This is a genomic window from Streptomyces sp. NBC_01217 (genome assembly GCF_035994185.1).
GTDB lineage: Bacteria > Actinomycetota > Actinomycetes > Streptomycetales > Streptomycetaceae > Streptomyces.
Genome location: NZ_CP108538.1, coordinates 5,482,127 through 5,497,469 on the forward strand (window position 1 = coordinate 5,482,127; position 15,343 = coordinate 5,497,469).

Below are 15,343 nucleotides of genomic sequence, written 5' to 3' on the forward strand. Positions count from 1 at the left end.
GGCCGGCGCCGGGGCCGTTGTCCGACCCTAGACCAACGTGATCGAATGATGAGAGTTTCGATCATTCAAGCGCGATCCATTGGCATTCGATCAAACCAGGTCCAGGATTTCGGCGATGCCGTAACCGCCCGCTCACTGCGGTCCGTACTTGCGGCCCGTCTTGGAGCTGACCCCTCCGAGCAGGCCGCGCGGCGTCACCTTCACGAGCCCCATAAGCGCCTTGTACCGGGGGTCCGGGATCGAGACCGACTTGCCGCGTGCCAGATCCGCCAGGGCCGTCGCCACCAGCTTGTCCGCGTCGAGCCACATCCAGCCCGGAATGTTGCCGGTCCCCATCCCGGCCCGCTCGTGGAACTCCGTCCGTACGAAGCCCGGGCACAGTGCCATCAGCCGCACCCCCGAATCGGCCAGGTCCTTCGCCGCGCCCTGGGTGAACTGCACGACCCACGCCTTGGACGCCCCGTACGTCCCGCGCGGCACGAACGCCGCCACCGAGGCCACATTGACGACCCCGCCCCGCCCGCGCTCCTTCATCCCGGCCGCGGCCGCCGAGGTCAGCCGCAGCACCGCCTCGCAGTGCACCTTCAGCATGTTCAGCTCGTCGGCCATGGGCACCTCCAGATAGCGGCCCCTGTTGCCGAACCCGGCGTTGTTGACCAGCAGATCGACGGGATGGTGACGGTCCGTCAACCGGTCCTCGACCGCGGCGATCCCCTTGTCCCCGGACAGGTCGGCCGTCAGCACCTCGGCCTCGATGCCGTGCCGGTCGTGCAGTTCGGTCGCCTGCTCGCGCAGCCGCTCTGTGTCGCGCGCCACCAGCACCAGGTTGTGCCCATCGGCCGCGAGCCGCCGCGCGAAGGCGGCTCCGATCCCTGCGGTCGCGCCCGTAATCAGTGCAGTCGTCATAGGCGGCACGTTAGTGCCTGCCGGGCACGCCGTGATCAGCCGTCCGCCCCCTCCTTCTCCACGTACTTCAGGGCGGCGCGCAGCACCTCGGGATGCAGCGCGTCCCGGGCCGCGAGCAGCTTCGGCAGCAGCTCCCGACGCGTCGTCGACGCCTGGAACTCCAGCGCCACGGTGACGTCGTGGTCGGGCCGGTACACGATCTCGACCGGGTCCCCGGCGCGGATCTCGCCCGGCTCGATCACCCGCAGATAGGCACCCGGAGCGGCCGCCCGGGTGAACCGCTTGACCCAGCCCTTCTCGTCGAGATGACCGGCGAACGTACGGCACGGAATCCGGCTCGACGACACCTCCAGGACCAGATCGGGGCCGATCCGCCAGCGCTCGCCGATCCTCGCGCCGCTCACGTCGAGACCACTGGTCGTCAGGTTCTCGCCGAACGCGCCATTGGCCAGCGGCCGGCCGAGCTCCCGCTCCCAGACGTCGAGTTCCTCTCGGGCGAAGGCGTACACGGCCTGGTCGGAGCCGCCGTGATGGCGCAGATCGGCCACCGTGTCCCCGGCCAGACCACTGCCGCCGGTCCCCTTGGGGCCGGGGTCGGTGACGCGTACGGCGCCGTCGGCAGGCCGCTTGTCGATCCCGGTCACGCCGCTGGGGGCATCGGTGTACGCGGCGGCCTCGGGCCGCCCCACATTCACGGACAGCAGCTTCATCGGGCCCGTCGGCTTCATCGGCATCATCGGCTTCATAGGGTCAAAACTAAGCACTCCACCCTCAAAGATGCATGCCAATAATTCTTGCCCGGCCCAAGAGTCGCTTATGGTTGAAGGGTGATCGAAGCCCGTCATCTCCGTGTTCTGCGCGCCGTGGCCGCCACCGGCTCGTTCTCCGCCGCCGCCCGTGACCTGGGCTGCACCCAGCCCGCGGTCAGCCAGCAGATGAAGGCCCTGGAAGCCTCCGCGGGGACCACGCTGCTGATCCGTACGGGACGCGAGATGCGCCTTACCCAGGCGGGTGAGGCGCTGGTCCGGCACGCCTCGGGCATCCTCGCCGGGCTCACCGCCGCCGAGGAGGAGGTCGCCGCGATCGCCGGGCTGCGGGCCGGCCGGGTCCGGCTCGTCTCGTTCCCCAGCGGCAGCTCCACGCTGGTCCCCGGCGCCCTCGCGGCGCTGCGCGCGGCCCATCCCGGCACCCGGGTCTCCCTGGTCGAGGCCGAGCCGCCGCGCTCGGTCGAGATGCTGCGCGAGGGCGACTGCGACATCGCGCTGGCCTTCCGTTACGGCGTCTCCGGCGCGGAGTGGGACGACCTGGTCGTACGCCCGCTGCTCACCGACCGGCTGATCGGTCTGGTCCCCGAGGGGCACCCGCTGGCCGGTTCGGCCGCGGTCGGCATCGCCGAGCTGGCCGACGAGTCGTGGATCGCGGGCTGCCCGCGCTGTCGCCGCCAGCTGGTGGAGGTCTGCGAGCGGTCCGGCTTCACCCCCCGGATCGACTTCGCCACCGACGACTACCCGGCTGTGATCGGGCTGGTCGGGGCCGGGCTGGGGGTGGCCGTACTGCCGGAGCTGGCGCTCGAGTCGGTACGCCCCAAGGGGGCCCGTACCGTGACGGTCGAACCGGCCATCGAGCGCGAGATCGTCGCCCTGACCCTGCCCGACCTGGCCCGGGTGCCGGCGGTGGCGGCCACCCTGGACCGGCTGTCCCAGGCGGCTGCGCGCTGAGCGGGGCCTGCCTGTGACCCGGCCCCCGTCAGTGGCCGGGTGAGATGCAGAAACGTTTTTCTATTTACGGTGCGGGGTGCGGCGGTATCAACCGTGCCCCGAGGGGGACGGTGCGCCCGACGGCGCCGCTGCCGCGATCAGCCGGTTGCGGGCCCGTCCCATGAGCTCCTCGCGTTCGTCCTCGGTCAGTCCGCCCCACACTCCGTAGGGCTCTCGCACCGCCAGTGCGTGGGCCGCACACTCCGCGCGTACCGGGCATCGCATGCAGACCTCTTTTGCCGAGTTCTCGCGGGCGCTCCGTGCCGCCCCGCGTTCACCCTCCGGGTGGAAGAACAGCGAGCTGTCGACCCCGCGGCAGGCCGCCAGCAGTTGCCAGTCCCACAGATCGGCGTTGGGTCCGGGAAGGCGGGAGAAATCTGCCATTGCTTGTCCCCTCGAAACCATGCTGAGTCGGAATCATCGTTGTCGTCCGATATTGACCGTGCCCATGACATTTACATCTACGGTGTAAGTAGATGTAAATATGACTGATTGCGAATCTAGTCACAGACACCAGCAAAAGGGAAGAAAACCCGCCAAATGGGGCATACCTTCATATGAAGTTTCGGTTGACGGTTGGATGAACCGCGTCGCTCTCCTCCGTGTGCGCGCCCTCACGTAGAGTGCCGATCTCATTCGTCCGACCCGTAACTCTTTCGAGTGACCATCGTTAAGAGGGCGGGGGCGGTTGACGGAAAAAGCGATCGGGCAGATGTCCGAGAGTGTCAACCGCTCAGGTGACGACTTGTAACAGCCTGGAGGCTCAAGGTGACGCGCATCAGCTGCGGAGGACGGTCATGACATCCGTCCTCGTCTGCGACGACTCCCCGCTTGCCCGAGAGGCGCTCCGTCGCGCGGTCGCGACCGTGCCCGGCGTCGAGCGTGTGACGACGGCGGCCAACGGCGAGGAAGTCCTCCGCCGCTGGGGTGCCGACCGTTCGGATCTGATTCTGATGGACGTACGCATGCCCGGTCTGGGGGGTGTGGAGACGGTCCGGCGGCTGCTCTCCGCCGACCCCGGCGCCCGGATCATCATGCTGACCGTCGCCGAGGATCTCGACGGGGTCGCGCTCGCGGTCGCCGCCGGTGCCCGCGGCTATCTGCACAAGGACGCCTCCCGCGCGGAGCTGCGGGCCACCGTCACCCAGGCGCTGGCCGATCCGACGTGGCGGCTCGCCCCGCGTCGGCTGCGGTCGGCCGAGATGGGTGCGGCGCCGACGCTCACCGCGCGGGAGATCCAGGTCCTCGAAGGAATGAGCCACGGCCGCTCGAACGCCGAGATCGGCCGTGAGCTGTTCCTCTCCGAGGACACGGTGAAGACGCACGCCAGGCGTCTGTTCAAGAAGCTCGGCGCCTCGGACCGGGCGCACGCCGTCGCGCTCGGCTTCCGCTGGGGCCTGGTCCGCTGAGGGCCGGCCATGGCCGGCAGACGGTCGACTCCCCGTCCGCACAACGGCGGACGGGGCGATGCGAGAGACGTGTGCGGGGCGGGCTCCGCCCCGCCGGTGGCGCCCTCCGCGCCGACGGTATGTGACGCTTCCCGGCCGATGCCGCATCCTTGAGATGTGGAGTTCCTCGGGAACGATTCGGTCGAGCGGAAGGGGAGGGCGCAGGACATGACTTCCGGCGCACCCGCTCATAACGCTTCGGTGCACAACTACGGACGCGGCGCCACGGATGACGCGGCTCCGGGGCACCATGGTCCGATGCGCGACGACGAGACGACGGTGATCGGTGCACTGGTGCACCGTGCTGTCGAGGGCGACGCGCAGGCCACCCATGATCTGCTGGCCCACGTCCACCCCCTCGCACTGCGCTACTGCGGGTCCCGGCTGAACCGGCTGCCCGGTGATGCTCGCCACTTCGTGGAGGACCTGGCGCAGGAGGTCTGTGTCGCGGTGCTGATGGCGCTGCCGCGCTACAAGGACACCGGCAGGCCCTTCGAGGCCTTTGTCTTCGCCATCGCGGGCCACAAGGTCGCCGATCTCCAGCGGGCCGCCATGCGGCACCCCGGATCGACGGCCGTGCCCTCCGACGAGATGCCCGAGCGGCCGGACGATTCGCTCGGCCCGGAGGAGCGCGCGCTGCTCAGCAGCGATGCCGCCTGGGCCAAGCAGCTCCTCGCCAACCTCCCGGACAACCAGCGTGAGCTGCTCGTCCTGCGGGTCGCGGTCGGCCTGACCGCCGAGGAGACCGGACAGATGCTGGGCATGTCGCCGGGCGCGGTCCGGGTCGCCCAGCACCGGGCCCTGAGCAGGCTGCGGGCCCTCGCGGAGCAGTGACCCGGGCCCGCCCGGTTCCATACGAAAGGTTCCGTATGAAGCTACAGAACCCCTAGGTGATCTTGCTCGTGGAATGAGACACCTCCGGAGGCCGTTAGCATGGACATCCGCACCGATCAAGGCCATTTGGGGAAGGTGTCATGACTGCAAACGTCGACGGAGTGCCCGAGAAATTCGCGACGCTCGGGCTGACATACGACGACGTGCTGCTGCTGCCCGGCGCGTCCGACATGGCGCCCGACCAGATCGACACCTCCTCGTACATCTCCAAGAACGTGCGGGTGAACATCCCGCTGCTCTCCGCCGCGATGGACAAGGTCACCGAGGCCCGCATGGCGATCGCCATGGCCCGGCAGGGTGGCGCCGGTGTGCTGCACCGCAACCTCTCCATCGCCGACCAGGCCAACCAGGTCGATCTGGTGAAGCGCTCCGAGTCCGGCATGGTCACCGACCCGATCACGGTGCACCCGGACGCGACGCTGCGCGAGGCCGACGAGCTGTGCGCCAAGTTCCGCATCAGCGGTGTCCCGGTCACCGACGGCGCGGGCAAGCTGCTCGGTATCGTCACCAACCGTGACATGGCCTTCGAGTCGGACCGTACGCGCCAGGTGCGCGAGGTCATGACGCCGATGCCACTGGTCACCGGCAAGGTCGGCATCTCCGGCGTGGACGCCATGGAGCTGCTGCGCCGCCACAAGATCGAGAAGCTTCCGCTGGTCGACGACGCGGGGGTCCTCAAGGGTCTCATCACCGTCAAGGACTTCGTCAAGGCCGAGCAGTACCCGAACGCCGCCAAGGACAAGGAAGGCCGGCTGCTGGTCGGCGCCGCCGTCGGCGTGGCGGGCGACGCGTACGAGCGGGCCCAGGCACTCATCGAGGCGGGCGTCGACTTCATCGTCGTCGACACCGCCCACGGTCACTCCCGGCTGGTCGGCGACATGGTCGCCAAGATCAAGTCGAACTCGTCGGTCGATGTCATCGGCGGCAACATCGCCACCCGTGACGGCGCCCAGGCGCTGATCGACGCGGGCGTCGACGGCATCAAGGTCGGCGTCGGCCCCGGCTCCATCTGCACCACCCGCGTGGTCGCCGGTATCGGCGTCCCGCAGGTCACCGCGATCTACGAGGCCTCGCTCGCCGCCAAGGCGGCCGGTGTCCCGGTCATCGGCGACGGCGGCCTGCAGTACTCCGGCGACATCGCCAAGGCTCTGGTGGCCGGCGCGGACACCGTGATGCTCGGCTCGCTGCTGGCGGGCTGCGAGGAGTCCCCGGGCGAGCTGCTCTTCATCAACGGCAAGCAGTTCAAGTCGTACCGCGGCATGGGTTCGCTCGCCGCGATGCAGACCCGGGGTGACCGCAAGTCGTTCTCCAAGGACCGCTACTTCCAGGAGGGCGTCGCCTCCGACGAGAAGCTGGTCCCCGAGGGCATCGAGGGCCAGGTGCCCTACCGCGGCCCGCTCTCCGCGGTCGTCCACCAGCTCACCGGCGGTCTGCGCCAGTCGATGTTCTACGTCGGCGGCCGCACCGTCCCGGAGCTCCAGGCCAACGGCCGGTTCGTCCGGATCACCTCGGCGGGTCTCAAGGAGAGCCACCCGCACGACATCCAGATGACGGTCGAGGCGCCGAACTACAGCAGGAAGTAACGCAACAGCGCAGCCGAGGGGCGGTCCGGGGTTCCCGGGACCGCCCCTCAGCCGTGTGTCGGGGATACTGGACAGCGCAGACGTAGAGGGAAAGGCCACACCATCGTGACTGAGATCGAGATCGGGCGCGGCAAGCGCGGCCGCCGGGCGTACGCATTCGACGACATCGCCGTCGTTCCGAGCCGTCGCACCCGCGACCCGAAGGAGGTCTCGATCGCCTGGCAGATCGACGCCTACCGCTTCGAGCTGCCGTTCCTGGCCGCTCCCATGGACTCGGTGGTCTCCCCGCAGACCGCGATCCGCATCGGCGAGCTGGGCGGCCTCGGCGTCCTCAACCTCGAGGGCCTGTGGACCCGGCACGCCGATCCGCAGCCGCTGCTCGACGAGATCGCCGAGATGCCCGTCGAGTCGGCGACCCGCCGCCTCCAGGAGATCTACTCCGCCCCGATCCGGGAGGAGCTGATCGGACAGCGCATCAAGGAGGTGCGCGACTCCGGTGTCGTCACCGCCGCCGCGCTCTCCCCGCAGCGCACCGCGCAGTTCTCCAAGGCCGTCGTCGACGCGGGTGTGGACATCTTCGTCATCCGCGGTACGACGGTCTCCGCCGAGCATGTCTCGGGCGCCGCCGAGCCGCTCAACCTCAAGCAGTTCATCTATGAACTGGACGTCCCGGTGATCGTCGGCGGCTGCGCCACGTACACCGCGGCCCTGCACCTGATGCGTACCGGCGCGGCCGGTGTCCTCGTCGGGTTCGGCGGCGGCGCCGCGCACACCACGCGCAATGTCTTCGGCATCCAGGTCCCGATGGCGACCGCGGTCGCCGATGTGGCCGGGGCCCGCCGCGACTACATGGACGAGTCCGGCGGCCGGTATGTGCACGTGATCGCGGACGGCGGCGTCGGCTGGTCCGGCGACCTGCCTAAGGCCATCGCCTGCGGTGCGGACGCCGTGATGATGGGTTCCCCGCTGGCCCGTGCGACGGACGCGCCGGGCCGCGGCCGCCACTGGGGCATGGAGGCCGTCCACGAGGACGTGCCGCGCGGCAAGCTGGTGGACCTGGGCTCCGTCGGCACGACCGAGGAGGTCCTCACCGGTCCTTCGCACACCCCTGACGGCTCGATGAACATCTTCGGTGCGCTGCGCCGCGCGATGGCGACGACGGGGTACAGCGATCTCAAGGAGTTCCAGCGCGTCGAGGTGACGGTGGCGGACTCGCAGCACCGTCGCTGACGAAGTCTGGGTCCCGGGGTCGAAGCGTGCTGATCGGGTGCTTCGACCCCTTTCCATGTCCGCTTGAAGGTCGATGGCTCGTGCAATTGGGAACTGGGGAGACCGAAGGCTCAGATCTTGATCAAGATTGATCAAGATCTGGTGAAGCCCTCGCTCGTCGTTGTTAGGTTCGAGCCGTACGGAATTGGTCGGCGGGCTTGGGGGAACACGAGGCCGTCGGCCGTCGCCCCGTTGGCGGGGCGACGGGAATCTCGGGGGATATCTTGAGCAGTAGTACGTTGTCGTTCGCCCGTGCGGGCCGGAATTCTGTGGTGGTCCTGGCTCTGGTGGCCGGAACCCTGGGCATGGCGGCGGGAACTGGCTCCGCAGCCCAGAAGCAGAAGTCCTGCGCGGCGCGTTACAAGGACGAGTTCGGCCGGCCCAAGGCCTACAACCTGTGCAACATCAAGAAGGTCAAGTACATCGGTCTGCAAACGGGTAAGAACTACATCGCGATCGTGCAGGGGCGTGGCCCCATGACGCTTACGCTCACGAATATTGAAACCGTGAGCAACACCAAGAGCTCTTCGTTCGATGTCACTGCCGGAGCGGTTTCGGCGGCGGTCGGTTTCGACGTGACCAAGTCGCGGACGAAGAGCATGTCCGGTAGTTGGACCGTTCCGAAGAAGAAGTTCGGGACACTCAGGGCGTATCCGGTCTATAAGGCTTACTCCTTCGAGGCCTACAGCAAGTTCGACGGCAAGCTGGTCGGCAAGGGAGTGGCTCGCAAGGCCGTCGGCTACCGCTACACGCATACTGCGAAGTAGGCGCGGGAAAGGGCCCGGTGCGTGCGCCGGGCCCTTTGGCGGACGTGATCGGCCCGCTGCCGTCTTCGCCGTGGCGACGCCGGTCACAGCCGGTGCGCCGCCCCCGCCGGCGTCGCGCCGCGGGTGTCCAGGAGGAGCTGGGCCTTCACCGCGAGGCCCTGGAGGTCGTAGGTGCGGTGGTGCTGGAGCAGCACCGTCAGGTCGGCGCTCGAAGCCGCCTCGTACAGCGAGTCGGCGCGCGGGACCGGGAGTTCACGCACCCGCCAGTCCAGGACGTGCGGGTCGTGGTAGCCGATCTGGGCACCCATGTCCATCAGCCGGCTCGCGATCTCCCGGGCGGGGGAGGCCTCCTGGTCGGCGAGGTCGGGCTTGTAGGTGACGCCGAGGAGCAGCACCCTGGCGCCGCGTACGGACTTGCCGTGCTCGTTCAGGAGGGTGGCGCAGCGCTGGATCACGTACTGCGGCATCCGGTCGTTGATCTCCTGGGCGAGCGAGACCATCCTCAAGGGGTGTCCGGGGGTGCGGCTGTTGTACGGGAGGTAGCCCGGGTCGACGGGTGCGCCGTGACCGCCGACGCCGGGGCCCGGGCGGAACGGCTGGAAGCCGAAGGGCTTGGTCTCGGCGCATCTGATGACGTCCCAGAGGTCGACGCCGAGATCGTGGCAGAGCACCGCCATCTCGTTGACCAGGGCGATGTTGACGTGCCGGAAGTTGGTCTCCAGGACCTTCGTCATCTCGGCCTCGCGCGGCCCGCGGGCCCGGACGACCTTGTCGGTGAGACGGCCGTAGAAGGCGGCGGCGGATTCCGTGCAGGCCGGGGTGAGGCCGCCGATCACCTTGGGGGTGTTGGCGTAGACGTGGGTCCTGTTGCCGGGGTCGAGGCGGCTGGGGGAGTAGGCGAGGTGGAAGTCGCGTCCGGCGCGCAGCCCCGAGCCCTCTTCGAGGAGGGGCAGTACGTAGCTCTCGGTGCTGCCCGGAGGCACGGCCGACTCCAGCAGGACGGTGGTGTGCGGGCGCAGCCGGGCGGCGAGTGCCCGGGCCGCGTCGCCGACGGCGGTGAGGTCGAGGGTGCGGTCGGCGCCGAGCGGGGTGGGCGCGCAGATCACCGCGGTACGGACCCGGCCCAGTTCGGCCGGGTCGGTGGTGGGCCGGAAACCCCCCGAGAGCATCCGGCGTACGTCGGAGGCGGTGAGCGACCCCTCGACGGGGGTGCGGCCCGCGGAGAGTTCCGCGCAGGGGCGTGGGTCGGTGTCGTAGCCGACGGTCTCGACACCGGCGGCGACAGCGGCTTGGGCGAGGGGCAGGCCGAGGTGGCCGAGTCCGATGACTGCGAGGTCTGCGGGCATGGGGATGGGCCGTCCTTCCCTTGGACCGACCGGCAGATGGAGGGCGCCACCCTCCGATTGCCGGTCGGTCCAAGACCATGAGAGCGGAAAGCGCAACCGCTGGGGACAGCGCAATGTCAGACTAGGCGTAAATATGACCTATATGTCGCATTGCGAGGCTTCGGTCGCCCTGGTGTTGTCCACAGGCGGTGGCCGAAGTCGGGGACGGCGGACAGAATCGAGGGATGGGCGCGGTGCGTCCGACCGCTCGGTCGGGCCGCACCGCGTGCCGCACCACCCCGATCTACCCGGGAGGCAGCAGTGAGGACAGCGACACTGGGACCTGCGGAGCGCACCGAGGCGCTCGCCGCGATGGCCGAGCGCGAACTGGACGTGCTGGTCGTCGGGGCGGGCGTGGTCGGCGCCGGCACGGCGCTGGACGCTGCGACAAGAGGACTCTCGACCGGCCTCGTCGAGGCCCGCGACTGGGCCTCGGGCACATCGAGCAGGTCGAGCAAGCTGATCCACGGCGGGCTGCGGTATCTGGAGATGCTCGACTTCGCGCTCGTCAGGGAGGCGCTGAAGGAGCGCGGGCTGCTCCTGGGGCGGCTGGCCCCGCATCTGGTGAAGCCCGTGCCGTTCCTCTATCCGTTGCAGCACAAGGGCTGGGAGCGGCTCTACGCCGGTTCCGGCGTGGCGCTCTACGACGCGATGTCGGTGTCGTCCGGGCACGGCCGCGGCCTGCCCGTCCACCGCCATCTCTCCCGCCGCCGGGCCCTGCAGGTCGCCCCTGCGCTGCGGAAGGACGCCCTGGTCGGGGCCTTGCAGTACTACGACGCGCAGATGGACGACGCCCGCTATGTGGCGACCCTGGTGCGCACCGCCGCCGGATACGGCGCCCATGTGGCGAACCGGGCGCGGGTGATCGGCTTCCTGCGGGAGGGCGAGCGGGTCGTCGGCGCCCGCGTGGAGGATGTCGAGGCGGGCGGTGAGTACGAGGTCAGGGCCAAACAGGTGGTCAACGCGACCGGGGTCTGGACGGATGACACCCAGGCGCTGATAGGCGAGCGCGGGCAGTTCCACGTACGGGCGTCCAAGGGCATCCATCTGGTCGTCCCGAAGGACCGCATCCACTCCTCGACCGGCCTGATCCTGCGGACCGAGAAGTCCGTCCTCTTCGTCATCCCCTGGGGACGGCACTGGATCGTCGGGACGACCGACACCGACTGGGACCTGGACAAGGCGCACCCGGCGGCCTCCAGCGCCGATATCGACTATCTGCTCGAACACGTCAACTCGGTTCTGGCCACGCCCCTGACCAGGGACGACGTCCAGGGTGTCTACGCGGGGCTGCGACCGCTGCTGGCCGGCGAGTCGGATGCGACCAGCAAGCTCTCGCGCGAGCACACGGTGGCGCATCCGCTGCCGGGCCTCGTGGTCGTGGCCGGCGGCAAGTACACGACGTACCGGGTGATGGCGAAGGACGCCGTGGACGAGGCGGTGCACGGCCTCGACCAGCGGGTGGCGGAGTGCGTCACCGAGGACGTCCCGCTGCTGGGAGCGGAGGGATACCGCGCGCTGTGGAACGCCCGGGCGAGAATCGCGGCCCGTACGGGACTCCATGTCGCCCGGGTGGAGCATCTGCTCAACCGCTACGGCTCCATGACCGAGGAGCTCCTCGATCTGATCGTCGGCGATCCGACGCTGGGAGAGCCGCTTCCGTCGGCGGACGACTACCTCAAGGCCGAGATCGTCTACGCCGCCTCCCACGAGGGGGCCCGCCACCTCGACGACGTACTGACACGCCGGACCCGGATCTCCATAGAGACCTTCGACCGGGGCACGCTCAGCGCCCGGATCTGCGCGGAGCTGATGGCGCCGGTGCTCGGCTGGGACGAGGGGCAGATCGACCGGGAGGTGGAGCACTACGAGAAGCGGGTGCAGGCCGAGCGGGAGTCGCAGCGGCAGCCGGACGACCTCACGGCGGACGCGGCACGGCTCGGGGCACCGGACATCGTGCCGCTCTAGGCCCCGTCAGGTGCGGGGCGCGCGGCCGCAGAACTCCGCGTCGAGGAGCCCCGGTTCGAGCGTCGTCGCATCGGTCAGGGTGTCCGTGTCGACGCGGTACGTCAGGGTGTGCCGGCCATCGCGCGTGGCGGCGGTACGGACGTAACTGCCCGCTATGCGGCCGCTGTGGCCCCAGACGGTGGTGCCGCAGGAGAGCTTCAGCGGATAGATGCCCAGACCGTAGACGCCGTGTGCGGCACCGGTGTTCAGCAGGGTGGCCAGCAGAGGGGGCGGGAGGAGACGCCCGCCCAGCAGGGCCGCGTAGAAACGGTTCAGGTCGCAGAGTGTGGAGATCAGCTCCCCGGCCGCGCCCGCCGTGCGCGGGTCGAGCACGGTGACGTCGCGGAGGCTGCCGTCGGCCGGGTCGCGGGTGTAGCCGCGGCCGTGCGGGGCGGGCAGGGAGGTACGGGCGCCGGGCAGGGAGGTACCGGTGAGATGGAGGGGGGTGATGATGCGGTGGCGGATCTCGGTGGCGTAGTCGTGTCCGGTGACGCGTTGAACGACGAGTCCTAGTACGACGTAATTGGTGTTGGAGTAGGCATAGCCGCCGGGGGCGTTCGTCGGACGATGGGCCAGGGCGACCCGGACCGCGGCGGTTGCGGAGACGGGGCGGGCGGAGGTGCCGGAGGCGGCGGCGGTGTAGTCGTAGAGGCCGCTGGTGTGGCTGAGCAGGGCGCGCAGGGTGATGCGGCGGCCGTCGTTGCCGTTGCCGCGGATCAGGCCCGGCAGCAGTTGGTCGACGGTGTCCGACAGCTGCAGCCGCCTCTCCCCGGCGAGTTGGAGCACGACCGTGGCGACAAAGGTCTTGGTGATGCTGCCGGCCCGGAACCGGTCCGCCCTGTGGATGCCTGGACCCGTCGAACGGAAGGTGTCGTACGGTGCGGAGGAGGCGGAAGGGGCGTGACGGGCCAGCAGCGCAGCCGTGGGAGCGCCGCCCCGGGCGACGAGCCGGGGAAGATAGGCGGCTGAGGGCGTGAGGTGTGGTTCGCTGGACAGGGTCGCTGTTCCCAGGCCGAGCAGCACCAGTAGCAACGGGGCGACGAGCAGCGCCCTGAGTGTCGGCATGGCAGGCAGTCCCTTCCTTCGGCCACATCATGACGGGCCGGTGGACCCGGCACCAAGACCGGTCCCGGGGTGAGGGACAATGAACGCTCTGCCAGGGCGGGTTGATCGCAGAGGGGACGCATGTCGGAGGCGGAGCAGGCACGGGAGCCCCAACGGGACAAGGACGGACGTCTCCTTGCGGGGCGCTACCGGCTCGGGGAGGTGCTCGGCCGGGGCGGTATGGGCACGGTCTGGCGTGCCGTCGACGAGACGCTGGGCCGCACGGTCGCGGTCAAGGAGCTGAGGTTCCCCTCGGCCATCGACGAGGACGAGAAGCGCCGGCTCATCACGCGCACGCTGCGTGAGGCGAAGGCGATCGCCAGGATCCGCAACAACGGCGCGGTGACGGTCTACGACGTGGTCGACGAGGACGACCGGCCGTGGATCGTGATGGAGCTCATCGAGGGCAAGTCACTCGCCGAGGCCATCCGCGAGGACGGGGTGCTGACGCCGAAGCGCGCCGCCGAGGTCGGCCTCGCCATCCTCGACGTGCTGCGTTCGGCGCACCGCGAGGGCATCCTGCACCGCGATGTGAAGCCGTCCAACGTACTGATCGCCGAGGACGGCCGGGTCGTGCTGACCGACTTCGGCATCGCCCAGGTCGAGGGCGACCCGTCGGTCACCTCGACGGGCATGCTCGTCGGCGCGCCCTCGTACATCTCCCCGGAGCGCGCACGCGGGCACAAGCCGGGACCGCCCGCCGACCTGTGGTCGCTCGGCGGACTGCTGTACGCCAGCGTCGAGGGCTCCCCGCCCTACGACAAGGGTTCGGCCATCGCCACCCTGACCGCGGTGATGACCGAGCCGCTCGACCCGCCGAAGAACGCCGGTCCACTGGGGGAGGTCATCTACGGCCTGCTCGCCAGGGACCCCGATCAGCGGCTCGACGACGCGGGCGCCCGCGCCCTGCTCAATGACGTGATCCACGCACCCGAGAAGCCGGACCCGGTGGTGCCCCCGCCGGCCGACGCCACCCAGGTCATGGCGCTGCCCGGCAGAACCGCCGCGTCGGGCACCAAGGCGGCGTCGAAGTCCGGGGAGCCGGGCGAGGGCGCCCGGGACCGGCTGCGGGGCGCGCTGCGCTCCGTACGGAACGCGAAGACGACGCCGGCCGCGGCTGTGGGTGCCGCAGCGGCCGCGACGACCGCGCCGCCCCGTCCCTCGACGCCCCCGCCGACCGCTCCCACGGCCGGCCCCACCAAGCCTGCCGGTCCCTCGACGGCGAAGCCGGCCACGGCCTCCGCGTCCGTACCCGCGCCGCGCCCGGCCACATCGCCCACCACACCGCCCCGCGCATCCATCACGGACGTGGTGCCGCGCCGCACCCTGGCGATCATCGCCGCCGTGATCGCGCTCGCCGTGCTCGGCACGGTCCTCGCGCTCTCGCTCGGCGGAGACGGCGAGGGCGACGCGAAGGGCGGCGGCGCCAAGGACGACAAGTCCACCTCGGCCGGAGCCGCGGCGACGAGCGGGGGCACCGCGGACACCGACAGCAGCGGCAGTGGCAAGGACCAGAGCGGCAGTCAGGACCAGGGCAAGGGCAAGGACGACAGCTCGGACAAGGGGGCGGACGGTTCGAAGGGTGACGCCCCGGACGCCGCCGACGCGCTGCCCGCCGGATACCGGACGGTGAAGAACAATCAGTTCCACTTCACGATGGCGATGCCCGGGAACTTCCGGCTCACCGACACGGCCGGGCGCAACTCCGGCGGTATCTACAACGTCGACGGGGGCTTCCCGCGCGTCCAGGTCGACTACACCGATTCCCCCGGCGGCGACGCCGCCGCGGCCTGGAACGCGGCGAGGAGCGCCGTCGCGGCCAGCAGCAACGGCTACCGCCACATCGGTGTGGACAAGGTGCAGTACAACGGCTACCCGACTGTCGCCGACTGGCAGTTCGAGCGCACCCAGCAGGGCCAGCGGATTCACGTGCTGAACCGGGGCTTCAAGGTCGACGCCACCCACGGCTACGCGATCATGATCAGCTGCAAGGCCGACGAGTGGGACGGCAAGGAATGCCGGACACTGCGCAAGACGGCGTTCGACACATTCGAGCCCACCGACTGATCCGCGGGTGAAGGGTGAAAAGGGCCTGGATGCGCCGACCCTGCCGCGCGGCCGTCACTTGCCACGTATCGTGAGAGCCTGAAGACCGTACGCAGCCAAAATGGTGGGTCAATTGCACGGTAAGTGACCGCAATTGAAGGATTGGTGCGGTCATCG

General features: G+C 69.8%; 13 protein-coding genes. 8 read left to right on the forward strand and 5 right to left on the reverse strand.

What is annotated here, in order from left to right; all coding sequences use genetic code 11:
* Positions 1-132 precede the first annotated feature (132 nt).
* Entirely contained in the window at positions 133-906 is a 774-nt protein-coding gene (locus OG507_RS24700) for an SDR family NAD(P)-dependent oxidoreductase (RefSeq protein ID WP_327369352.1), read from the reverse strand.
* 35 nt (positions 907-941) lie between these two features.
* A complete protein-coding gene (locus OG507_RS24705) occupies positions 942-1,616 on the reverse strand; it encodes an MOSC domain-containing protein (RefSeq protein WP_327372071.1) in 675 nt (224 codons plus the stop codon).
* A gap of 117 nt (positions 1,617-1,733) precedes the next feature.
* Between OG507_RS24705 and OG507_RS24710 the strand changes: the two genes are divergently transcribed.
* Positions 1,734-2,624 (forward strand): LysR family transcriptional regulator, encoded by an 891-nt coding sequence (locus OG507_RS24710; RefSeq protein ID WP_327369353.1) that lies wholly within the window; start codon positions 1,734-1,736, stop codon positions 2,622-2,624.
* A gap of 87 nt (positions 2,625-2,711) precedes the next feature.
* Here OG507_RS24710 and OG507_RS24715 read toward each other — a convergent pair whose 3' ends face one another.
* Positions 2,712-3,047 (reverse strand): WhiB family transcriptional regulator, encoded by a 336-nt coding sequence (locus OG507_RS24715; RefSeq protein WP_327369354.1) that lies wholly within the window; start codon positions 3,045-3,047, stop codon positions 2,712-2,714.
* A 413-nt stretch (positions 3,048-3,460) separates the two neighbouring features.
* Between OG507_RS24715 and OG507_RS24720 the strand changes: the two genes are divergently transcribed.
* The 5 genes from OG507_RS24720 (at position 3,461) to OG507_RS24740 (ending at position 8,624) form a co-directional block, all read left to right on the forward strand.
* Positions 3,461-4,072, forward strand: coding sequence for a response regulator transcription factor (locus tag OG507_RS24720; RefSeq protein ID WP_003948568.1), 612 nt, complete (start codon positions 3,461-3,463; stop codon positions 4,070-4,072).
* A gap of 297 nt (positions 4,073-4,369) precedes the next feature.
* On the forward strand, positions 4,370-4,945 hold the full coding sequence (locus OG507_RS24725) for a sigma-70 family RNA polymerase sigma factor (protein WP_327369355.1): 576 nt from the start codon (positions 4,370-4,372) through the stop codon (positions 4,943-4,945).
* 140 nt (positions 4,946-5,085) lie between these two features.
* Positions 5,086-6,588 (forward strand): IMP dehydrogenase, encoded by a 1,503-nt coding sequence (gene guaB / locus OG507_RS24730; RefSeq protein ID WP_327369356.1) that lies wholly within the window; start codon positions 5,086-5,088, stop codon positions 6,586-6,588.
* A 105-nt stretch (positions 6,589-6,693) separates the two neighbouring features.
* The gene (locus OG507_RS24735; protein WP_327369357.1) at positions 6,694-7,818 is read left to right on the forward strand and encodes a GuaB3 family IMP dehydrogenase-related protein; all 1,125 of its coding nucleotides are present in this window, start codon (positions 6,694-6,696) and stop codon (positions 7,816-7,818) included.
* 263 nt (positions 7,819-8,081) lie between these two features.
* The gene (locus tag OG507_RS24740) at positions 8,082-8,624 is read left to right on the forward strand and encodes a hypothetical protein (protein ID WP_327369358.1); all 543 of its coding nucleotides are present in this window, start codon (positions 8,082-8,084) and stop codon (positions 8,622-8,624) included.
* An 83-nt stretch (positions 8,625-8,707) separates the two neighbouring features.
* Here OG507_RS24740 and OG507_RS24745 read toward each other — a convergent pair whose 3' ends face one another.
* Positions 8,708-9,970, reverse strand: a complete 1,263-nt coding sequence (locus OG507_RS24745) for a nucleotide sugar dehydrogenase (RefSeq protein ID WP_327369359.1) — start codon at positions 9,968-9,970, stop codon at positions 8,708-8,710.
* Positions 9,971-10,270: 300 nt separating this feature from the next.
* Here OG507_RS24745 and OG507_RS24750 point away from each other — a divergent pair, with 300 nt between their 5' ends.
* The gene (locus OG507_RS24750) at positions 10,271-11,977 is read left to right on the forward strand and encodes a glycerol-3-phosphate dehydrogenase/oxidase (protein ID WP_327369360.1); all 1,707 of its coding nucleotides are present in this window, start codon (positions 10,271-10,273) and stop codon (positions 11,975-11,977) included.
* A 6-nt stretch (positions 11,978-11,983) separates the two neighbouring features.
* Here the strand turns inward: OG507_RS24750 and OG507_RS24755 are convergent, their stop codons facing one another.
* Positions 11,984-13,081: a serine hydrolase domain-containing protein gene (locus OG507_RS24755; protein WP_327369361.1), complete on the reverse strand. Its 1,098-nt coding sequence runs from the start codon at positions 13,079-13,081 to the stop codon at positions 11,984-11,986.
* A gap of 120 nt (positions 13,082-13,201) precedes the next feature.
* Here OG507_RS24755 and OG507_RS24760 point away from each other — a divergent pair, with 120 nt between their 5' ends.
* Positions 13,202-15,187: a serine/threonine-protein kinase gene (locus OG507_RS24760; RefSeq protein ID WP_327369362.1), complete on the forward strand. Its 1,986-nt coding sequence runs from the start codon at positions 13,202-13,204 to the stop codon at positions 15,185-15,187.
* Positions 15,188-15,343 lie beyond the last annotated feature (156 nt).